Origin of the sequence: Microbacterium sp. Mcb102, assembly GCF_024519805.1 — a bacterium.
In the GTDB taxonomy this organism is placed as follows: Bacteria; Actinomycetota; Actinomycetes; order Actinomycetales; family Microbacteriaceae; genus Microbacterium.
Map to the genome: position 1 here is coordinate 158,257 of NZ_JALJRG010000002.1, position 21,455 is coordinate 179,711.

Genomic DNA, 21,455 nt, shown 5'->3' on the forward strand with positions numbered 1-21,455 from the left:
CTCACTCGCTCCTCTCTGCCGCGGCGTCGAGCCGCGCGGTAGTGGGTGCCGGAAGGTCGATGCCGAAGGTGGCGCCCTCGCCGAACACGCTGTCGACCCAGGCCGAACCGCCGTGTCCGTCGGTGATCGCCCGCACGATCGCGAGTCCGAGCCCCGACCCGCGACGCGCACCGGTGCTGTCGCCACGGGCGAAGCGTTCGAAGATGCGCTCGGCATCCGCGGCGGCCACGCCGGGACCGGAGTCGCGCACCCACAACCGCAGCCGGCGCTCTGTCCCGTCGCCGTCGAAGCGCGAGCCGATGAGAATGCGGTCGCCCACCTCGGTGACCTGCACCGCGTTCGCCGCGAGCTGGAGCACCGCCTGCGTGACCCGCTGAGGATCGAGAGCCGCCGTACCCTCCGCCACCTCCATGAGCTGCCACCGACGATCGCCGAGGTTCTGTGCCTTGGCCTCGATGTCGAGGGTGAGGGCAGCGATGTCGCAGTTCGCGACCCGCACGAAGTCGGGCTGCTCCGCACGGGCGAGCACGAGGAGGTCGGTGACGATCCGACTCATCCGGTCGAGCTCGTCGCTCACGAGTCGCAGGGTCGCCGCGCGCTCCTCGGGATCTTCGCTGAGCAGCTCCAGCTGCCCGCGCACGATCGTGATCGGGGTGCGCAGCTCATGCCCTGCGTCGTCGACGAACCGCTGCTGCGTGGCGTGCACGGCTTCGAGACGGTCGAGCATCTGGTTGAAGGTCGTGGCCACGGCGGCGATGTCGTCAGTCCCCTCGACCGGCACTCGCGCGGTGAGATCGTGCTCGCCGATATCGCGGGCCACCCGGTAGACCTCACGCACGGGCGCGAGGATCTGGCCGGCCACGAGCCAGGCGACGCCGGAGCTGAGCAGGATGCCGATCAGCGCCACCCACGCGATAGTGGCGAAACCGGCATCGACCTGCGACCTGGCTTCCTGCGTGTACTGCACGATCAGGACCGCGCCGTCGCGATCACCGGTCGTGAAGTCCAGGCGGCCCCAACGCAACGGGCCCGCGTCCGGGGAGTCCATCGCACCGGAGGCCGCGGTCTCGCCGAGCAGCGCGGTCACGAGCTCCTCCCCGCCGGGCACGGCCGAGAGCGTGGAGGGATCCGTCGCCTCCACACGGCCGTTCGCGACCGCGACCACCGCCCCGTCGACGGTGGCGATGACGACCTCGTCCTCGTGCACGGACTGTCGGTCGACGTACTCGCCGACCAGCTCCTCAGCCGTGGTGTGGCCGCTTGCCGCGGCATCCTCCGCGAATCGGGAGAACTCGGCGGCCTCCTGTTCGATCTCGGCGTTGGCCGACTGCTCCACCCCCGCAAGGAAGATGCTGCGGCCGATCATCCCGACGGCGAGGAGCGTGATGGCGGTGCTGAGGATGATCCACAGCGTGATCCGCCAGCGGGCGGGCAGGGTGCGCCGGCGCAGTGTGCGCAGCGGAGCACCGGAGGCGGCGTGCCCCTGCGGCACCACGCGCGTCTCCGAACGAGCCGGAACGACGGGCTCGCCGAGGTCGAGAGGCAGGGTGGGGGCGTCAGTCATCGTCGCCGCCGCCGTCATCATCGTCGTCGTCACCGGCCGGTGGGGCCGGCGCGGGTGCAGGCGCCGGCGGCGGTGCGGGCGCCGGAGCAGGAACGACGGGAGCCGGTGCGGGCGCAGGTGCAGGTTTCTCACTCGGCACCGGCGTCGCGAGCTGCACCGACACCGGTTCGGACGGGAGCTGCGGCGAGGGCGGCATCTGTGCGAGCACCACACTCCCCACGGCGAAGGCGACCGGGATCGCGATCAGCGCGCCGGTGATGAGAAGGCGTCGGGGGGTGGTCATGACCCCATGATGCCCGTCGATCATGATGCCCACATGAGCCGTGGATGAAGATCCCTTCATCCACGCTTTCTCAGCCGCGCTTGCGCCCGCGGACGGCCTTGATCGCCATCTGCACCGCGATCACGACGAGGTATGCCGCGAACAGCATGTTGCCCAGCGTCGGGTCGACGATGGTCGCCAGCCACGCTCCGAGCGCAGTCGTCGTACAGGCGGAGACGCCGATGAGGGCCGCCGCGAGCATGTCGACGTTGCGGTTGCGGAGGTTGCCGACCGTGCCGGAGATCGCCGTCGGGATCATCATCAGCAGCGAGGTGCCCTTGGCGACGAGGTCGCTCGTACCGAACGCCAGCGTCAGCACCGGGACGACGATCACGCCGCCGCCGACGCCGATCAGCCCGGCGAGGATTCCCGTGCCGACGCCCACCCCGACGAGCGCGATGCCCGTCAGCCAGGAGAGTTCGAAGGCGGCGTCCCGCGAGGGGATTACGAGGAACAGGCTGACGATCACCACGACGAGGAAGCCGACGAAGCCCCACCGCAGCGCGGTCTGCGAGATGCGCGGCAGCAGGCGGGTGCCGATCTGCGCACCCACCACGGCGCCCGCCGCCAGGATGATGGCGGGGATCCAGGCCACCGAACCGGTCGCGGCGTAAGAGATGACGCCGACGCTGGCGGTGGGCACGATCGCCGCGAGCGAGGTGCCCGCCGCGAGGCGCTGGTCGAAGTGCAGCAGGAGCACCAGCAGCGGGACGATCACCGTGCCGCCGCCGACGCCGAAGAGTCCGGAGAGGAGACCGGCGAGAAGGCCGATCCCGATGAACGCTGCGTAGGCGCGAGGCCCTCGCGCGGGGGCCTGTACGTCACTCACCGGATCAGCCTACTCGCGGCCTCCTCCCCTCTCGAACCCACCGTCTCGGACTCAGACCTCCGAGTCGGCCTTGATGGGCACCGAGATCGACTCCGTCAGCGCCTGCTCGTACCGACGCTGCCGTCGACGCAGCCACAGCCCGCCGACGATGAGGAGCGCGAGCACCCCGTAGGCGATCGCCGCGAACGGCTGCAGGACCAGCGTGCTCAGATCGCCCTGGCTCAGCTGCAGCGCCTTGCGCAGCTGCTCCTCGGCCATCGGCCCCAGGATCATCCCGACCACCAGCGGCGCCACGGGGTAGCCGTACCGCCGCATGAAGTAGCCGAGGATGCCGACGATCAACAGGATCACGATGTCGGTCGGCGAGCTGTGCAGCGCGTACGCCCCGAAGACCGCGAACAGCAGGATGCCCGCGTACAGGTACGGCCGCGGGATCTGCAGCAGCTTCACCCACATGCCCACGAGCGGCAGGTTGAGCACGATCAGGATGACGTTGCCGATGTACAGGCTCGCGATGAGAGCCCACACCAGGTTCGACTGGCTCTCGAACAGCAGCGGCCCCGGCTGGATGCCGTACGACTGGAACGCCGTGAGGATGATCGCGGCGGTCGCCGTCGTCGGAAGGCCGAGCGTGAGCAGCGGCACCAGCACACCGGCGGCGGCCGCGTTGTTCGCCGACTCGGGGCCTGCGACGCCCTCGATCGCACCGCGTCCGAACTCGTCGCGGTGCTTCGACAGCTTGCGCTCGGTCGCGTACGACAGGAACGTGGCGACATCCGCGCCGCCGGCTGGGATGGTGCCGATCGGGAAGCCGATCGCGGTCCCCCGAAGCCACGGCTTCCACGAACGGCGCCAGTCGGCCTTGGTCATCCAGGAGCGCCATCCGCGGGTCACGGGGATCACATCGACGCCGCCGTGTCGCAGCCGCGCGGCGATGTAGAACGTCTCCCCGACCGCGAACAGACCGACGGCGACCAGGACGATGTCCACGCCGTCGGACAGTGCCGGGAGCCCGAGCGTGTAGCGCTGCTGCCCCGAGAGCCAGTCGGTGCCGACGAGCCCGAGGAACAAGCCGACCCCGAGCGAGAGCATGCCGCGCGAGATCGAGCTGCCGATCAGTGCGCCGACCGTGATGAATGCGATCACGATGAGGGCCACGTAGTCCGCGGGACCGAGGTTCACCGCGAACCGCGCGAGCAGCGGCGCCAGCAGCGTCAGCCCGAGCGTCGCCAGGGTGCCGGCGATGAACGATCCGATGGCCGCGGTGGCGAGCGCGGCCGCGCCGCGCCCCATCCTGGCCATCTTGTTGCCCTCGATCGCCGTGACTATCGACGCCGACTCCCCTGGGGTGTTGAGGAGGATGCTCGTCGTCGAGCCGCCGTACATGCCGCCGTAGTAGATGCCGGCGAAGGTGATCAGCGCCGCGGCGGGATCGAGCGTGTAGGTGAGGGGCAGCAGCAGCGCCACCGTCATCGCGGGGCCGATGCCCGGCAGCACGCCGACCGCGGTGCCGACGAAGACGCCGAGGAAGGCGAATGCCAGGTACTGCGGCTGCAGCGCCGTCGCGAATCCCTCCAGGAGCAGGGTCCAGCTGTCCATCAGAACATCCTTCCGAGCCAGCCGAGAGCAGGACCCCACGGCAGCGACAGTCCGAGCAGACCGCCGAAGACGATCTGGATCACGAGGGCCACGGCGATGCCGATGAGGAACGCCATCCACCACCGCTTGGCGGCCAGCGACCAGGCGACTCCGCCGAACAGCAGGGCGGCCGCGGGGGCCCATCCCAGCGGCTCGATCAGGAGGAGGTGCGCGACGACGAGTCCCGCGAGCTTGGCGAGGGTGACCCAGTCGGTCGGGAGGCTCTGATCGATGTCTTCCGCCTCCTCGGCCCCGCCGCGTTCCCCGCGCAGCACGCCGATGAGGACGGCGACCGCGGAGGCGAGCAGGATGACCGAGACGAAGATCGGGAAGACCGTGGGACCTGCCTTCATGCCGACCGGGACGTGGATCAGGAAGATGCCGACCACGGCGAAGACGCCGAGGGCGACCATGATGCCGGCGAACACGAGCTCGCCGAGGGGGACGGAGGGAGCACGGCGTGCGAGCCGGCCGTCATGGCCGTCTCGCACGCCCCGCTCCTCGGTCCCCGACGATGCGGGGACCGTCATGTCACTGCACCAGCCCGATGTTCTTCAGAGTCGCGGTGACCTCTTCGATGTCCCCGGTGAGGAAGTCGTCGAACTCCGCGCCGACCAGGAACGCATCGGCCCAGCCCTTGGTCTCCAACTGATCGGTCCAGGCTTCGGACTCGTGCAACTCGGTGATCACACGCACCAGCTCGTCCTTCTCCCCGTCCGAGATGCCCCCGGGCGCGATCACGCCGCGCCAGTTGGTGAGCACCACGTCGTAGCCCTCCTCGGTGATGGTCGGCACGTCCGGAAGCTGGGGGACCGGCTCCTCGCTCGAGACCGCCAGCGCACGAAGGTCGCCGCTCTCGACGTGCTGGGCGAACTCGCCGACGCCGGAGATGCCCGCAGCGACCTTGCCGCCGATGAGCAGCGGAACCGCCTCTCCCCCGCCGGAATTCGGGGTGTAGTTCAGCTTCTCCGCGATCTCCGCACCGTCGAGGCCCGCCTCCTCGAGCATCAGCCCGGCGAGGATGTGATCGGCCCCTCCCGCCGAGCCGCCCGTGATCGTGACCGACTGCCCGTTGTCGGCGATGTCCTCCACCAGATCCTCGAGGGTGTCGTACTTCGAATCGGCCGGGACGACCACGACGAGCGGCTCATCCGTGAGGCGGGCGATCGGCGTCGTGTCCTCGATCCGCACCGCCGAGGCGTTCGTCTCGACGGCGCCGACCATCACGAGTCCCATGACCATGAGGGTGTTCGGGTCCTTCTCGTTCGCGAGCTGCGCCAGGCCGACGGTTCCGCCGGCGCCGCCGACGTTGGTCACGGGCGCCGAGCCGACGATGTCCTCCTCGGTGAGCACCTGCGACAGGGCACGGCCGGTCTGGTCCCACCCTCCGCCGGGGTCCGCGGGGACGACGATCGAGACGTCGGTGACGGCCGCGACCTCGGTCTCACCGCCGCCGCCGTCGTTCGCCGCGCTGCCTCCGGCGCATGAGGTGAGGGTGAATGCGGCCACTGCCGCGAGTGCGGTCAGGGTGGCGATGCGTGCGTTGTTCATGTGCGCTCCTCCTTGAGCGTTCGTGCTGCTGTCCGTCCACCCTGTGAGGACGGATGGCCGCGCTCAAGCTTCGGAAACCATTGGTCGGAGTTTCGGAACTATTGGTCGGAGACGGTGTCGTCCCCCGCTCGCGAGGCCGGGGACGACGCGTGAGAATGGGGAGGTGGTGGCCTCGAAGATGACGCTCCGCGTGCAGCTCCTCGTGCTGCAGGCGCTGATCGTGTTCCTGGTGACCCTGGCGACCGGCATCGTGGCCGGCGCGTTCCAGGAGCAGGCGCTCCGCGAGGCCTACAAGGACCGGATGCAGGCCGTGGCCCAGTCGGTGGCCGCACTGCCGACCGTCCTCGACGCCTTCGACGATGCGGAGCCCTCGACCACCATCCAGCCGATCGCCGAGGTCATCCGCGAGGCATCCGACCTCGCGTACGTCGTCGTGGCCGACGAGGACGGCATCCGCTACTCGCACCCGAATCCGGAGCGCATCGGGGAGAAGGTGTCCACCGACCCGTCGATCCCCCTCTCCGGCGAGGTCTACGTGGGCACGCAGACCGGAACACTCGGCACGTCCTGGCGGGTCAAGGTCCCGATCCGCGACGACGACGGCACCGTCATCGGCACCGCGTCGGTCGGGATCCTCGAATCGGAGCTCAACGAGGAGTTCACCGCGAACCTGGTCTGGCTGATCTCGGCGATGCTCGCGGCCGCGGTGTTCGGGGTGTTCGGTTCGGCATGGGTGACGTCGATCATCCGTCGTCGGATCTACGGGCTCGAGCCCCATCAGATCGCCGCGCTCGTGAAGAACCAGGAGACCACACTGCACGGGCTCAGCGAAGGCGTGATCTCGGTGGACGGAGCGGGACGGATCACCCTGGTCAACGACGCGGCCGCGCGCTTCCTCGGCCGGGATGCCGCCGACCTCGACGGTGCCTCGGCCGCGGAGGTGCTAGGCGACGAATTGACGACCGTGCTCCGCGAGGGCGAGGCGGCCGGGAGGCCCGTGATCGTCGGCTCGCACGTGCTCGTCGCCCGGAGCACCGGCAGCGACGCGGACGGCGGCGAGATCGGGGCGACTCTGCTGCTCCGGGATCACACGGAGCTCCACGACGTCGTCCGCCGCGTCGAGGCCGCGGATGCGATCATCGCGTTCCGTCAGCGCTTCGGCGTTCCCAAGGGGCTCAGCGCCGAGACGCTCGATCGCGTGGTCGCGGCACTTGCGGCCCGCCCCGATGCCTCGGCGACCGAGATCGGGGATGACCTCGACATCTCCCGGGTCAGCGCGCGACGCTACCTCGAGCACCTCGCGAGCGCCGGTCGAGCGATCCGCACGCTCGACTATTCGACGAAGGGTCGGCCGAGCACGCGGTACCGGCTGCACGGCGCGGTCTGACCTGTTCCGGGCCCTGGGACTCGGTGCCGTTGTGTGCGACACTGGATCGCATTCGACGACGACGTCGGCATCCCGGATCGAAGGAGATCTCATGGTTCGCAGCGCCTACCCCGATGTGGAGATCCCCGAGGTCTCCATCCACGAGTTCCTCTTCGGCGGGCTCGACGAGACCGAGCTCGACTCGATCGCACTGATCGACGGGGTGAGCGGAGCGACCACCAGCTACCGGCAGCTCGTCGGGCAGATCGACCTCTTCGCGGGAGCCCTCGCCGCCCGCGGGGTGGGCGTGGGGACCACGGTCGGCGTGCTGTGCCCGAACATCCCCGCGTTCGCGACGGTGTTCCACGGCATCCTCCGCGCGGGGGCGACCGCGACGACCATCAACTCCCTCTACACCGCGGACGAGATCGCGAATCAGCTCACCGATGCGGGGGCGACGTGGCTCGTGACCGTCTCACCGCTGCTCCCCGGGGCTCTGGCGGCTGCGGAGAAGCTCGGCTTCGCGGCCGATCACGTGATCGTCCTCGACGGAGTGGAGGGCCATCCATCGCTGCCGGCGCTGCTGGGCGAGGGGCATCCCGCACCCGAGGTGTCGTTCGATCCCGCGACGCACCTGGCCGTCCTGCCCTACTCCTCCGGCACGACCGGACGACCGAAGGGCGTGATGCTCACGCATCGGAACCTCGTGGCCAACGTGTCGCAGTGCCGACCCGTTCTCGGCGTCGGCGCGAGCGACCGCCTCCTCGCGGTGCTTCCCTTCTTCCACATCTACGGGATGACCGTGCTGCTGAACTTCGCGCTCCGCCAGCGCGCGGGACTCGTCACGATGCCGAAGTTCGATCTGCCCGAGTTCCTCCGCATCATCGCCGAGCATCGGACGACCTGGGTGTTCGTCGCGCCCCCGATCGCGGTCGCACTGGCGAAGCATCCGATCGTCGACCAGTACGATCTCTCGCCGGTGAAGGTCATCTTCTCCGGAGCCGCTCCGCTCGACGGCGCGCTGGCGTCGGCGGTGGCGAGCCGGCTCGACTGCATCGTCACCCAGGGGTATGGGATGACCGAGACCAGCCCCGCCGTGAACCTCACCTCCGAGACGCGCGACGACATCGACCGCTCCGCCATCGGCCCACTCGTGCCCAACACCGAGGCACGACTGGTCGATCCGGAATCGGGCGAGGACGTGCCGGTGCCCGCCGAGGGCGCCAGCGAGCCGGGAGAGCTGTGGGTGCGCGGGCCGCAGGTCATGGTCGGATACCTCAATCGCCCCGATGCCACCGCCGAGATGCTCGACGCCGACGGCTGGCTGCACACCGGCGATGTCGCGACCGTCACCCCCGACGGCATCTATCGCATCGTCGACCGGCTCAAGGAGCTCATCAAGTACAAGGGGTACCAGGTCGCCCCCGCCGTGCTGGAGGCGGTGCTGCTCGAACACCCCGCCATCGCCGACGCCGCCGTGATCGGCGCCCTCGACGACGACGGCCAGGAGGTGCCGAAGGCGTTCGTGGTGCGGCAGCCGGATACTGACCTCGACGCGGATGCGGTCATGGCGCACGTCGCCGCCCATGTCGCCCCGCACGAGAAGGTGCGACAGGTCGAATTCATCGAGGTGATCCCGAAGTCGAGCTCCGGGAAGATCCTCCGCAAGGATCTGCGGGTCCGCTGACGCCGGTCGGCGCCCACCCGGGCGCCGACCTCGCTCAGTCCGCGTCGAAGAGGTCGGCGTACGTCTGCAGGGACACCGGCTTGACGGGCAGCTGGGCGGCGAAGCGACCGGCGTCGGAGACCGTTCCCCCGCGCGCCGCCGCGACCGCACCGGCCACGGTCGTCTCGCAGTACCGACCCTGGCAGGGCCCCATGCCCGTCCGGCAGCTCAGCTTGACCGCATCCACGGTGTCGGCATGCCGGTTCGCCTGCAGGAATCCGTCGATGTCCGATCGCGGGATCCCTTCGCACCGACAGACCGTCGTCGCCGGGGAGGCGAGCGCCGTGAGGCCGGGTCGCTCGGGCGCGAACATCCGCTGCACGACCGCGGCGAACCGTCGGGAGCGGCGCAGGTCCCGTTCGATCGCGCGAGCACGGATGGCGTCGACGGGCCTGCCGAGACCGGCGGCGATCGCCGCCGCAGCCGCGGCCCCCTCCGCCCGTGACTGCTCGGCCCCGGAGACACCGGTAGGCTCGCCCGCGACGAAGACCCCTGGCAGGCCCGTCTCGAAGTTCCCGTCGACGTCCACCAGCCATCCGCCGGCAGCGGAGTCCCATCGCACCGGGCATCCGAGCTGACGCGCGAGCTCGGTGGAGGCCTGGAACCCGTACCCGAGGACGACGGTCCGCGCCGGGACCTCGCGCTCGGGTCCGCGCACGCGCCACGCCCGGTCGGCCTTCGCCAGTCGGATGCCGCTCACACCACCGTCGCCGACGATCGCCGTGGGGACCGTCGACGTCGTGATGCGCACTCCGTGCCGCACGAGGGTCAGCACGCAGCCTGCCAGCTCGGCCAGCAGGCGCACGTGCCCGGGCACGGCCGGAGCGGCGAGGAACAGCTCGCGCACGGAGGGCAGTCCGCGGGCGAAGACCACCTCCGTCACCTCAGCCCCCGAACGGACCAGCTGGGCAGCCACGATCAGCATCAGCGGATGCGAACCCGCCAGCACGACCGGACCCGCTGCCCGCAAATGCTGTGCCTTCAGGAGCCCCTGTGCCGCGCCGGCCATCAGCACGCCAGGCATCGTCCATCCGGGGATCGCCACCGGCATGTCGTAGGCGCCGGTGGCGACGAGCAGCCTCCGCGTGTGCGCGCGCCGCGAACCCTGAGGGCCCGTGACCAGCACCTCGAAATCGTCGCGCCCGGTCGAGCGCGCATCGAGCACGCCGAACACGGTCGACTCGAACCACCAGTCGATGCCGGTCGCCGCGGCGGCATCCGCGAGCAGATCCGCCGCCCAGGGATACCCGACCGGAGACCGCACCGGCTCGTCGAACTCGGTCGGCGGCTGACGGAAGATCTGTCCCCCCGCCGCGCGCTGCTCGTCGATCACGAGCGTCCGGAGACCCTGCGCATGCGCCTGCAGCGCCGCGGCCAGACCGGCCGGTCCTGCCCCGACGATCGCGAGGTCGTAGAGGTCGGCGCTCATGCGTCGGTCCGCACGTTCATGCCGTCGCGGACGGTGGTCAGACAGGTCCGCGTCATCGGCACGCCGTCGACCGTGATCGCGCACTCGAAGCAGGTGCCCATGTTGCACAGCGGCGCGCGCTGCTCGCCGCCCCGCCGAGCGAAGCACCGCTCGCCCTCGGCCAGCATCGCCGCCGCCACGGTCTCCCCCGCCGCAGCGCGCACGGACCGACCGTCCACGACGAAGGACACATCCAGTCGCCGCGGCACCGCGCGATCGGCGAGGGGCTGGTCGTTCATGCCATGACTCCGAATCTGTCCGGGGCGTAGGGCCGCAGGTCGATGTGGGGTGTGCGACCGGCGGCCAGGTCGCAGAGGGAACGGGCGAAGCTCGGCCCGAGTGTGAAGGCCGATCCGCCGGTGGCCACGAACATCCCCGGGCATCCGGGCACCTCTCCCACGAGTGGCAGCTGATCCGGCGTGACCGTCGTGGTCCCCGCCCAGGACCGCACGATGGGCAGTCGGGCTGTGCCCGGCACCACGCCGATCGCCGCGCGGGCGTTGCCCACGATGGACTCCGGGAGAAGGCGAGGACGCGTCTCCAGGTCCGGGGAGCCCGCGCGGCGGCTGAGTGCCGCGGGCCACCCCCCGCCGATCAGCACCGTGCCGTCCTTCGTCTGCTTGAGCGAGAGCTTGGCGCCGGCGTGCTGGATCAGGTGTCCGATGAAGGGCTCGACCGGCGCGCTCACGCTCATCATGAGAGCCAGCGGGATGGTCGGCAGGTCCGCCCCGGCGAGGGCACCCACGTCCGTGGTCCACACCCCCGCGGCGATCATCACCGTGTCGGCGTGGATGCTCAACGTCGAGTCCGGACCGGCGGCGGTCACCTTCCAGCCGCGCGCGTCGCGCTCGAGCCCGGTCACACGGGTGTGCGTGCGGACTTCTGCGCCGAGCTTCACGGCACCCCGCACCAGAGCAGGCCCCGCGGTGCGCGTCTCGGCCTTGCCCTCGATCGGGCAGAAGGCGGCGGCGAGCACCGACTCCGACAGGTAGGGCGCGATGCGCCGCGCCTCATCACCGTCGAGGAGGGTGACATCCAGCCCCCACTCCTGCTCGAGACCGACCTTGCGTTCGAGCACCGCGACCTGCTCCGCCGTCTCCGCGAGCATGAAGCCGCCGCGCTGCACGACGCCGACCGATTCGCCCAGCTCATCTCCCAGCCGCGTCCAGGCCTCGGCGGCATCCAGATGCAGGGGCATGGCTGCGGCGGCGGTGCGCGCCGACTCCCACCCGTTCTCGACCATCCGATACTCGAGCTGGAAGTGCAGGCTGCCGGCGTTCTGGCCGGAGGCGTGCTGGTTCAACTGGTCTTTCTCCAGCAGCAGTACGGAGGCGCCCTCGCGTGCCAGCATCCAGGTCAGTGCCCCGCCGAGCAGGCCACCGCCGATGACGACCGCGTCGTACCGCATGGTCACGACAACGGCACGGTCGCGATGCCGAGCCCCTCCAGCGTGGTGCGGACACGGTCGACCTGCTCGGTCGAGAGTTCGAGCAGGGGGCGGCGGACGAAACCGGCCGGAACGCCCTGCAGGCGCAGAGCGGTCTTCATGATCGCCTGCTGGTTTCCGAACTGCGCACCGTAGTCCGGCCCGAACCAGCTGGTCATGACCACGCGATCGCGAGCGCCGAGTTCGATCGCCCGCGCCCGATCCCCCGCGGCGAGCGCATCCCAGAAGCCGGGGTGGTCGTTGCCGAGCGGGGCTCCGGAGCCCATGAGACCGTCACCGTGGCCGAGGGTTGCGAGGTCTGCCCCCAGCGCGTTGGTCGGAACACCGAAGTAGCGCACGCGATCCTCCACGAGATACATGGCGTCGAGGAAAGCCCGGAAGTCGCCGGTGGAGTTCTTGATCGCCACGACGTTCTCGATGTCGGCCAGTTCGCTCAGGAGGTCCGGGCTCAGGTCGACGATGCAGCCGCGCGGCCAGTTGTACACGGTGACGGGGAGCGATGTGCCGTCGGAGACCTCCTGGTAGAAGGCCACGATCTCCTCGCGGGTGGGCACCATGTAGGGCGGCGGCGTCACGAGGATACCGTCGAGCCCGGCCTCCTCCGCCGCGTGCGCGTGCCGGATCGCCTCGGCCGCCGTGAACGCGTTGCAGCCGCCGATCACCCGCATGTCCGCGCGGAACCGGCCGCCGAGGGTGAAGAGCTCTGCCCGTTCGGCCTCGGTCATGCTGAACCACTCGCCGGAGGTGCCGGCGAGGATAACGCCGTGCATCCCCTGCGCGGCCAGCCACTGCATCTGCCCTTCGAACGCGACGGGGTCCAGCTCCCCCTCGCGCGTGAACGGGGTGGTGATCGCCGGGATGTACCCGTGCCAGTCGACGGAGTTGCGGTCCATCTGTCTCTCCTTGCTCCGACTCGTGCGACTCACTCGACCGGCATGTCCTGGGCGTGGTGGTGCACGATCCGCCATCCGTCGGCGTCACGACGCACCACATCCGTGACGCGCACGAGCTCGACCAGCGGCTCGCCCGCCGCAGGGCGCACCTCGAGCACGTACCGGATCACCCCGGTGTCACCGAAGTCGCTCGTGACGATGCCGGTCGGCACGACGCTCGGCAGGGTCCGCCGGCGCTCTTCGGGGTCGGCTGCGGGCCCCCGCAGCTCGTCGAGTTCGGTGATGCCGTGCATGAGCGTCGGCCAGGGCGTCTCCCACACCGTCACGTCGTCGGCGAGGCGCGCATCGAACGCGGCACGGTCGGCGAGGTCCTCGTACAGGTCGACGATGAAGTGCTCGAGTTCGGCAGTGGCGGTCATGCGTGTTCCTTCGTCAGATCCTGCAGCAGACGCTCGCGCAGCGGCGCGAGCCCCATCGGTCCGAGCGCGAGTGCCCGGGTGTGGAAGTCGAGAGTGGATGCGGTGCTCGCCGTACGCGCCTCGGCCCAGAGCTTCGCGCCGACCTTGAACGCCAGGGCTTGGCCCGGCCAGCCGAGATAGCGGTCCACCTCGAACCGCGCGGTCACGGGGTCGACGAGGCCGTAGTGCACCAGGAAGTCGCGGGCGATCGCCGGCGTCCACTCCGTCTGGTCGGTGACCTCGTTGCGCCGCAGCGGCCGGCCGGTGTGCAGACCGATGTCGGCGACGATGCGCACCGTGCGCCACAGCTGTCCGAGCAGCATCCCCAGCCGTTCCGGGGCATCGCGCAGCAGACCCAGCTCGTCCGACAGGGCCTCCGAGTAGTGCGCCCAGCCCTCGGCATACCCGTGGATCTCGCAGAGGTAGCGCTGCCAGGGGTGCAGGGACGCATTGGCCCGGTTCACCGCATGCTCGAGGTGGTGGCCGGGGACGCCCTCATGATGGAGACTCGTGAGCTCCTGCCAGGTCGGCACCGACGTCGCTCCGGCGGGGATCGTCCAGACGATCTTGCTGCGCACCGAGCCGTCGGGCGCTCCGGGCGTGTAGTAGACGACGCCCTTCGCGGCCCGCGGAACAACGATGTCGACATCGCGCACGTCCGCGGGCAGCGTGAAGGCCGTGCCGTCGACCCGATCCAGGGTCCAGTCCAGGCGATCACGCAACCAGCCGACGACGTCGTCCGCATCGACGCGGTGCCCCGGGTCCTGCGCGAGCGTGCGCGCAGCGACCGAGACGTCTGCCGGCGCGCCGGTGCCGAGGATCTCCCCCGCGACGCCGCGCGCCTGCCGCCACAGTCGATCGAGTTCGTGCCAGCCGTAGTCGTACACCTCGTCGAGGTCGAGTTCGGTGCCGAGGAAGCTCTGCGCGGTCGCGCGATAGACGCCCTCGCCCACGGCATCCTGCTGCGGCGCGTGCGGCAGCAGTTCGTCGCGCAGCATCCGCTCGAAGCCCGCCATCGCGTCGGTCGCCGCGAGTGCCGCACGATCCAGGGCGATGCGGCGGGAGGCGGACAGATCTGCCGCGCGGAGGGAGCGGAAGTAGTCGACTCCGTCGGGGTCGATCCAGCCCGCGATCTGATCCGCGACCTCACGCACCTGCCGTTCCGCGGCGATGCCGGTGCCGATGAATTCGCCGCGCTCCCCCGCCGCGCGCGCCCACTTCAGGCGGCCGTCGAGCTGGGTCAGCGCCCGCGGCACCGCCGACAGGCGGGTGATGATCTCGTCGCCGGCGGCGTCATCCGTGACGGTGACGTCGTCGAACGCCTCGCGCACCAGATGCACCGGTGTCGCCAGCGGTGCGAGCAGCCGTGCGGTGAAACCGGTGTCGAACAGGGCGATGTCGCTGTCCATGCGTTCGCGAAGAGCGGCGTGCAGCGCGGCATCCTCCGTCGTCGGCTCGACGGTCGCCAGGGCGTCGCGCGTGCGCACGGCGAGCGCGCGACGTTCGACCGCCCAGTCGGCGCTGAGATCGGGCAGCCGATCCTGAGCGGTGACGCCCAGCGCCTGCGCGGCGGCCGGCTCGTGGTCGGCGAGTGTCGCGACGTACTCGTCGGCGATGCGCGCGGTCGAGGTGCCCGAGGTGGGGGTGTTCACCGCCCGGCCCGGTCGTCCCGCAGCACGGCGCCGCCCTGCATGACCCAGTCGATTCCGCGCAGCGCGGCCACATCCGCTGTCGGATCCGTGTCCGTGGCGATGAAGTCCGCGCGGGCACCGACCTCGACGACGCCGAGGTCGTCAGCTCCGAGCAGTTCCGCCGCGGACGAGGTGGCCGAGCGCATGACGTCCAGCGAGGTCATTCCCGCGTCGACCATGAACTCCATCTCGCGCACCGTCGCGGTCGTGCCGTCGAAGTCCGCGGCGGGAGGCATGTCGGTGCCCATGGCGATGCGCACCCCGCTCGCGATCGCGTTCTCGAGGCTCTCCCAGTGACGCGGGCCCGCACCGAGCGCGCGTTCCTTCATCCAGGAGGGCACGCCCTGCGCGTCGAAGAACTCCTCGCAGCGGCTGACCGTGATGGTCGGCACGTACCAGACGCCGCGCTCGCTCATCAGGTCGGTGACCTCGCGGGTCAGCTCGTAGCCGTGCTCGACGCAGTCCAGGCCGAGTTCGATGGCACGGCGCAGCGTCTCGGACGGTCCGACGTGCGCGGTGACCTTGCGGCCCCAGTCGTGCGCGGTCTGGATGACGGCGGCCATCTCGTCGTCGGTCAGCTGCGGGGTGTCGATCTGCTCGTGCTCTCCCGCGATCCCGCCGGAGATGCAGACCTTGATCAGGTCGGCGCCGTGACGGATCTGCAGGCGCGTCAGTCGGCGCAGGTCGTCGGCGCCGTCGCCCTCCAGTGCGTCGGACTCCCACCCGTGCCCACCGGTGCAGCACAGCGCGTGTCCGGCGGTGTACAGCCGGGGGCCCGCGACGATCCCGGCGTCGATCCCGCGGCGCAGGGCGAAGTCGAGGTAGCGGCTCTCGCCGACCAGCCGCGCGGTCGTGACACCCGCATGCAGGGTGCGTCGGGCACTGTCGGCCATCACCAGCAGCAGGTCGGGGTCGCCCTTGGAGGCGATCTCGGCCCCGGCCGTCCCGGGAAGCGCGAGCCCCAGGTGCACGTGCATGTTGATCAGCCCGGGGCTGAGGACCCGTCCGGCCAGGTCGATCACGCGTGCGTCGCCGGCATCCAGGGTGCCGGTGGCGCCGAGCCCAGCGATCACTCCGTCGGCGTCGACGAGGATGTCGAGCCCGTCCCGCAGGTGCTCGGAGCGCCCGTCGAAGATGCGGGCTCGGGTGAGGAGGACGCGGCGGTCCTCGGCGATGGTGATCATGCTTCTCCTCCCGTGGCGGAGGCCGCGACGGCCTCCGCGAGGTCTTCTTCTCTGCCCGGCAGCCGCTTCGTCGGGCCGATCTCCGGGATGGCATCGATGAGGCGCTGCGTATACGGGTGCTGCGCGTGCTGCCACAGTTGTTCGCTGGGACCGCGCTCGATGATCTCACCCGCGTACATCACCGCGGTCTCGTCGGCGATGGCCCGCACCAACGACAGGTCGTGCGAGATGAACAGCATCGCCATGCCGAGCTCGCGGACGAGGCCCTGCAGCAACTCGACGATCTGCGCCGAAGAGAAGGCGTCGAGGGCCGTGACCGGCTCATCGGCGACGACCACGCTGGGCTGGGCGGCGAGCGCACGGGCGATCGCGAGCCGTTGCCGCTGACCACCCGAGAACTGGGTGGGGTAGCGAGAGGCGGCCGACTCGTCGAGCCCGACCAGTCGCAGCAGTCGCGAGACCTCGGCGGCACGGGCGGATCGCTCCAGCGCATCGGGGGCACCGTCCAGCAGCTGCGCTCCGATCGAGCGACGGGGGCTCAGCGAGGCGTACGGGTTCTGGAACACCATCTGCAGCCCGCGGTCGCGACTCGGGCGGCGGCGCATCGTGAGCGGATGCAGCGGCTCTCCGTCGAAGCGCACAGTGCCCGAGGTCGGACGGTCGATCCCCACGGCGACCCGGGCGAGCGATGACTTTCCGCATCCCGACTCCCCCACGAGTCCGACGATCTGGCCGCGTTCGACGGTCAGCGAGACGCCCTTCACCGCGTGCACGGGCGGGGCACCGCGCCGGCGGTGCGTGACGACGACGTCGTCGATCTCCAACGCGCTCATCGTGCGCCTCCTCGGTGGGTGCGCTGCGCGGCGAGCGACTGCGCCCTGGATGCGATCAGCGCGCGGGTGTACTCGTGCGACGGGGTGTTGAGGATCTCGTTCGTCGGACCATGCTCGACGACGGTGCCGTCCTTGAAGATGTAGGTGCGGTCGGCGATCGCGCTCATCACCCCGAGGTCGTGCGTGATGAACAGCATCGACACTCCCGTCTCGCGCGCCAGGCGGTCGAACAGACGGAGGATGCCGGCCTGCACGGTGACGTCGAGCGCGGTGGTGGGTTCGTCGGCGATCAGCAGGCGGGGCTCGCACGCGAGCGCGATCGCGATGGCCGCGCGCTGGCGCATGCCTCCGGAGAACTGGTGCGGGTACGCCGTGATCGCCTGGCGCGGGTCACGGATGCGCACGAGATCGAGCAGCTCGATCGCTCGCGCCTGTGCCTGCTTCTGGCTCACGCCGGTGTGGTGGATGAGGTGCTCGGTGATCTGCGTGCCGATCCGCAGCAGCGGGTGCAGTGCGGCGGTCGGGTCCTGGAACACGATCGAGATGCGGTTGCCGCGCACCTCGTTGAGCTCCCGGGTGCTGAGGGCCAGCAGATCCCGCCCTTCGAACAGGACCCGGCCGGAGGCGGTCGCGCCCTCGGGGAGGATGCCCATGACCGCCGAGGCCGTCATGCTCTTTCCCGAGCCGCTCTCGCCGGCGAGGCCGACGACCTCACCCTGTCCGATCCGGATGCTCGTGTCGTGCACGAGCTCGATCTCGCCGTCCGGCGTCGGCATGACGACGGAGAGGTCCTCGATCGAGAGCAGCGTCGCGTCGCTCATCGCTTCCTCGCATTCCGTGAGCGCGGATCCAGGTAGTCCTGAACGGCGTCTCCCAGCAGGTTGAAGGCCATCACGATCGTGAGGATCGCGAGGCCGGGGAACAGGCTGATCCACCAGTTCCCGAGGTTCTGCGACCCGAGGGCGATCATCGCACCCCATTCCGCAGCCGGGGGCCGGGGGCCGAGGCCCAGGAACGACAGCGCGGCGAGCATGAGGATGGCGTTGCCGAGCTCGATCGTCGCCATCACGAGCGCCGGGCCGGCGCTGTTGGGGATCACGTCCTTGACGATGGACTTCAGGGTCGTCGACCCGAGCAGTCGTCCGGAGAAGACGTATTCCTGCTCGCGCACGCTGAGCACCGAGCTGCGGATGATCCGCGCGTACAGCGGCCAGGAGACGATCACGAGGGCGAGCACGGCATTTCCGACGCTCGGCCCGAAGGCCGCGGCGACCGCCATGGCGAGGATGATCTGCGGGAACGCGAGCACGAGGTCGGCCACGCGCATCAGCACGTTGTCCGCCGCCTTGCCGAAGTACCCGGCCGCGAGGCCGACGGTGCCGCCGACGAGCAGCGAGAACACGACGATGGCGAGGGCGAGTGGCAGCGAGAGCTGGGCGCCGTAGATGACACGGCTCAGCACGTCGCGACCGAGGTCGTCCGTCCCCATCCAGTGCGCGGCCGACGGTGCGTCCAGGAACGGTCCGCTCGTCTCGAGCGGGTCGTACGGCGCGATGACCGGGGCGAGGAGCGCCGCGAGGATCCACGCGGCGATCACGCCGAAGGAGATCACCGTCACCGGCGTCCAGAACGAGGTGCGCGGTGTGAACCGGCGGCTGCGACGGAATCCGCGACGCCGCGGCTCCTTCGCGACGGCGAGCCGGTCGGAGGACAGGATGGTCATTTCGCTCCGATCCGGGGGTCCACGATCGTGTAGAGCACGTCGACGAGGAGGTTGATCAAGGTGTAGACGACGGCGATGAACAGCGTCACGCCGAGGATCGCCTGCAGATCGAGCGAGAGGGCGCTCTTGTAGGCGTACTGCCCGAGCCCCGGCCACGAGAGCACCTGCTCGACGAGCACGGCGCCACCGAGCAGCGAGGCGAACATCAGCCCGGTCACCGTGAGCACCGGCAGCAGTCCCGCTTTGAAGACGTGGCGCCAGGTGATCGTCCGCGCCGGCAGGCCCTTGGCGGTGGCGGCGCGGATGTACTCGGCGTCCAGCACCTCGATCATGGCGGAGCGCACGAAGCGCAGCAGGCCCGAGACGGTGAGCGCGGTGAGGATGCCGACGGGGAGGATGAGGTGCCAGACGGCGTCGGCGAACACGTCCCACTGCCCGGCGAACACGGCGTCGAGCGAGTACATGCCGGTGACGGTGGGCGGCGGGTCGTACTCGTTGCTCAGTCGCCCGCCGTTGGGGACGAGTCCGAGCGCGTAGAAGAAGACGTACAGAGCGACCAGCGCCAACCAGAACGGCGGGGTGGAGAGCCCGACGAGGGACGCGCCGCGGATGCCGCCGTCGATGGCCGAACCCTTGCGGGTGGCGGCGATCATGCCCAGCGCGACGGCGATGACGATCGCGAGGATCATGGCGGGCAGCGCCACCTCGAGCGTCGCGGGGATGTACTGCGCGAGGTCCTGGGTGATCGGGCGGTGGGTCTGCTGCGAGATACCGAGATCACCCTGGAAGAGGTTCGCGATGTAGCGGCCGTACTGCACCCAGATGGGCTGGTCCAGCCCCCATTTCTGCTCGAACGCGGCACGCAGCTCGGGGTCGTCGTAGGCCTGCTGCGACAGGTTCGCGGCGGCCGGGTCCCCGGGGACGATGGTCATGAGCGCGAAGGTCACGACGGTGACCCCCCAGAGGAGGATGATCGCGCTGATCAGCCGGCGGCCGATCATCTGCAGGAGGGCTGGCATTGCTCGTTCGCCTTCGGTGAGGTGGTGAGAACCGGAGGTCGGCCGCCCGACAGGAGGGACAGGCGGCCGACCGCGGCGGACTACTTCGCGGAGATGGCCGCGAGGTCGACCGTCCAGCCTGCCGGCGTGTATGACGCATCGACCAGGTTCGAGGTGGCGACGACGATGCCGGCGTTGTTCGCGAGGACTACGAAGGGCGAAGTCTCGTTCATGACCTTCTGCCAGGCGATCATCGCCTCGGCACGGCCTTCCGGCGTCACCTCGGCGTTCACGGCGTCGCTGGCTTCGACGGCTCGCGGGTCGGCGCGCTCCACGGTCCATCCCGCACGCGTCGAGGTCGACGCACCGGGTGCCATGTTGTTCACGAGCGAGTCCGCAGCCGGGTAGTTCAGGCTGTTCGGCGAGAAGTTGATCTCGTTCTTACCCTCGGACTGCGACTGCAGGAAGACGTTGATCGGCTCGGGCTGCAGCTCGATCTCGATGCCGGCCTTCTTCGCGTCCTGCTGCACCTTCGTGACGATGGTGCCGAGGTCGACGCCGCGGTAGGTGATCGCCGGGTAGACGAGGTTCACCTTCGGCGAGGAGATGCCCGCCTCCTCGAGCAGCGACTTCGCCTTCTCGATGTCCTGCGGCTGCACCTCGGACTCGTCGAGCGCGCCACCGAATGCGGGCGGGACGAGACCGGCCGCGGCCGTCGCACCCTCACCGAAGATCTCAGCGATGCCTGCGCCGTCGACGCTGGCACGCAGAGCCGCGAGGAACGCCGGGTTGGAGGTGATCTCCGAGACGGCGGGGTCCTGGTTCACGCTGAGGAAGTACGACGTGTCGGCGACCCCGGAGACCTGGAGGTCGTCAGAGAGCTCGGCCGCCTGTGGACCGGAGAGATCCAGGGCGATCTCGTCTGCCTTGGCGCGCGAGATCGTGAGCTTCTGGTTCTGGACGTCGACGTTCTGCACGACCACGCGCGAGTAGGCCGGGGCGTCGCCCCAGTAGTCCTCGTTCACCTCGAGCACGACCTTCGAGCTCGAGTCGTAGCTCTTGATCTTGTACGGACCGGAACCGAGGCTGACCTCGTCGAGCTGCGTGCCGATCGTGTCCGCGGAGGCTGCATCGGCCGCGTCGGTCGCGCCGAGCTTCTCCGCCTCCTCGGCGTTCAGGATGCTCGCCGCGGGCATCGCGAGGACGACCGGGACGTTCGGGTTCGGGGTCGGGCTGGTCACGACGACGGTGTCGTCACCGTCCGCGGCGAAGGTCAGCCCCTCGACGGTCTGGGAGGAGGACCCCTTGAGGTTCTGCAGGCGCGTGAGGCTGAACACGACGTCCTCCGCGGTCACCGCGGAGCCGTCGGCGAACGTGGCGTCCGGGTTCAACGTGAAGGTCCAGGTCGTGCCGTCGTCGGACTGCACCCACTCGCTGGCGAGTTCCGGCACGACAGTGGTGACGTCGGAGCCCTCGTACGTCACGAGCGTGTCGTACAGCGCGTGCACGATGATGTTGCCGGTCTGCTCGTAGACGAGTCCCGGGTCGAGGGTCTTCAGCACGAACGAGGTGTCGACCGTGAGGGTCCCACCGCCGCCCGAGGCTGCATTGTTCGATGAAGCTGAACAACCGGCGAGCACGAGTGCGGCGACGGCGAGAGATGAGGCCAGTGCGAGGGGTTTCGCGAAGGATGAAGTCATCGTCGATCTTCCTGTGATCAGGGGGCAGGACGCAGTAGAGTTCTGGGAAGTTGATCCGGTTGCT

General features: G+C 70.0%; 20 protein-coding genes. 2 read left to right on the forward strand and 18 right to left on the reverse strand.

The window, feature by feature from the left end:
- Position 1: 1 nt before the first annotated feature.
- The 6 genes from OC372_RS06920 to OC372_RS06945 form a co-directional block, all read right to left on the reverse strand.
- The gene (locus tag OC372_RS06920; protein ID WP_262001324.1) at positions 2–1,564 is read right to left on the reverse strand and encodes a sensor histidine kinase; all 1,563 of its coding nucleotides are present in this window, start codon (positions 1,562–1,564) and stop codon (positions 2–4) included.
- Positions 1,557–1,847 carry a hypothetical protein gene (locus OC372_RS06925; protein ID WP_262001325.1) on the reverse strand — a complete coding sequence of 97 codons (291 nt, stop codon included), beginning with the start codon at positions 1,845–1,847 and terminating at the stop codon, positions 1,557–1,559. The genes OC372_RS06920 and OC372_RS06925 overlap by 8 nt, the downstream gene beginning before the upstream one ends.
- A 70-nt stretch (positions 1,848–1,917) precedes the next feature.
- Positions 1,918–2,715: a sulfite exporter TauE/SafE family protein gene (locus OC372_RS06930; RefSeq protein ID WP_262001326.1), complete on the reverse strand. Its 798-nt coding sequence runs from the start codon at positions 2,713–2,715 to the stop codon at positions 1,918–1,920.
- A gap of 51 nt (positions 2,716–2,766) precedes the next feature.
- The gene (locus OC372_RS06935; protein WP_262001327.1) at positions 2,767–4,314 is read right to left on the reverse strand and encodes a tripartite tricarboxylate transporter permease; all 1,548 of its coding nucleotides are present in this window, start codon (positions 4,312–4,314) and stop codon (positions 2,767–2,769) included.
- Positions 4,314–4,844: a tripartite tricarboxylate transporter TctB family protein gene (locus tag OC372_RS06940; protein ID WP_105710591.1), complete on the reverse strand. Its 531-nt coding sequence runs from the start codon at positions 4,842–4,844 to the stop codon at positions 4,314–4,316. Before OC372_RS06940 ends, OC372_RS06935 begins: the two co-directional genes overlap by 1 nt.
- Before the next feature lie 40 nt (positions 4,845–4,884).
- Positions 4,885–5,904: a Bug family tripartite tricarboxylate transporter substrate binding protein gene (locus OC372_RS06945; RefSeq protein ID WP_262001328.1), complete on the reverse strand. Its 1,020-nt coding sequence runs from the start codon at positions 5,902–5,904 to the stop codon at positions 4,885–4,887.
- A 163-nt stretch (positions 5,905–6,067) separates the two neighbouring features.
- Between OC372_RS06945 and OC372_RS06950 the strand changes: the two genes are divergently transcribed.
- Both OC372_RS06950 and OC372_RS06955 read left to right on the forward strand, forming a co-directional pair.
- Positions 6,068–7,291 carry a PAS domain-containing protein gene (locus OC372_RS06950; protein ID WP_231481659.1) on the forward strand — a complete coding sequence of 408 codons (1,224 nt, stop codon included), beginning with the start codon at positions 6,068–6,070 and terminating at the stop codon, positions 7,289–7,291.
- A gap of 91 nt (positions 7,292–7,382) precedes the next feature.
- Complete coding sequence (locus tag OC372_RS06955) at positions 7,383–8,957, forward strand: AMP-binding protein (RefSeq protein WP_262001329.1); 1,575 nt, start codon at positions 7,383–7,385, stop codon at positions 8,955–8,957.
- 34 nt (positions 8,958–8,991) lie between these two features.
- On the opposite strand, the gene OC372_RS06960 is transcribed toward OC372_RS06955, so the two are convergent.
- From OC372_RS06960 to OC372_RS07015, 12 genes are all read right to left on the reverse strand, one after another.
- Positions 8,992–10,425 carry an FAD-dependent oxidoreductase gene (locus OC372_RS06960; RefSeq protein ID WP_262001330.1) on the reverse strand — a complete coding sequence of 478 codons (1,434 nt, stop codon included), beginning with the start codon at positions 10,423–10,425 and terminating at the stop codon, positions 8,992–8,994.
- Complete coding sequence (locus OC372_RS06965; RefSeq protein ID WP_105710431.1) at positions 10,422–10,703, reverse strand: 2Fe-2S iron-sulfur cluster-binding protein; 282 nt, start codon at positions 10,701–10,703, stop codon at positions 10,422–10,424. Before OC372_RS06965 ends, OC372_RS06960 begins: the two co-directional genes overlap by 4 nt.
- On the reverse strand, positions 10,700–11,872 hold the full coding sequence (locus OC372_RS06970; protein WP_262001574.1) for an NAD(P)/FAD-dependent oxidoreductase: 1,173 nt from the start codon (positions 11,870–11,872) through the stop codon (positions 10,700–10,702). Before OC372_RS06970 ends, OC372_RS06965 begins: the two co-directional genes overlap by 4 nt.
- Before the next feature lie 2 nt (positions 11,873–11,874).
- Positions 11,875–12,804 carry a dihydrodipicolinate synthase family protein gene (locus OC372_RS06975; protein WP_262001331.1) on the reverse strand — a complete coding sequence of 310 codons (930 nt, stop codon included), beginning with the start codon at positions 12,802–12,804 and terminating at the stop codon, positions 11,875–11,877.
- A gap of 29 nt (positions 12,805–12,833) precedes the next feature.
- Positions 12,834–13,223, reverse strand: coding sequence for a YybH family protein (locus OC372_RS06980; RefSeq protein ID WP_262001332.1), 390 nt, complete (start codon positions 13,221–13,223; stop codon positions 12,834–12,836).
- A complete protein-coding gene (locus OC372_RS06985; RefSeq protein WP_262001333.1) occupies positions 13,220–14,914 on the reverse strand; it encodes a DUF885 domain-containing protein in 1,695 nt (564 codons plus the stop codon). Before OC372_RS06985 ends, OC372_RS06980 begins: the two co-directional genes overlap by 4 nt.
- Positions 14,911–16,137 (reverse strand): amidohydrolase family protein, encoded by a 1,227-nt coding sequence (locus OC372_RS06990; protein ID WP_262001334.1) that lies wholly within the window; start codon positions 16,135–16,137, stop codon positions 14,911–14,913. Before OC372_RS06990 ends, OC372_RS06985 begins: the two co-directional genes overlap by 4 nt.
- Positions 16,134–16,970, reverse strand: coding sequence for an ABC transporter ATP-binding protein (locus OC372_RS06995; RefSeq protein WP_262001335.1), 837 nt, complete (start codon positions 16,968–16,970; stop codon positions 16,134–16,136). Before OC372_RS06995 ends, OC372_RS06990 begins: the two co-directional genes overlap by 4 nt.
- Positions 16,967–17,791: an ABC transporter ATP-binding protein gene (locus tag OC372_RS07000; RefSeq protein WP_262001336.1), complete on the reverse strand. Its 825-nt coding sequence runs from the start codon at positions 17,789–17,791 to the stop codon at positions 16,967–16,969. Before OC372_RS07000 ends, OC372_RS06995 begins: the two co-directional genes overlap by 4 nt.
- Entirely contained in the window at positions 17,788–18,693 is a 906-nt protein-coding gene (locus OC372_RS07005) for an ABC transporter permease (RefSeq protein ID WP_091029577.1), read from the reverse strand. Before OC372_RS07005 ends, OC372_RS07000 begins: the two co-directional genes overlap by 4 nt.
- Entirely contained in the window at positions 18,690–19,712 is a 1,023-nt protein-coding gene (locus OC372_RS07010) for an ABC transporter permease (protein WP_262001337.1), read from the reverse strand. The genes OC372_RS07005 and OC372_RS07010 overlap by 4 nt, the downstream gene beginning before the upstream one ends.
- Positions 19,713–19,792: 80 nt before the next feature.
- Positions 19,793–21,391, reverse strand: coding sequence for an ABC transporter substrate-binding protein (locus OC372_RS07015; RefSeq protein WP_262001338.1), 1,599 nt, complete (start codon positions 21,389–21,391; stop codon positions 19,793–19,795).
- Positions 21,392–21,455: the final 64 nt, after the last annotated feature.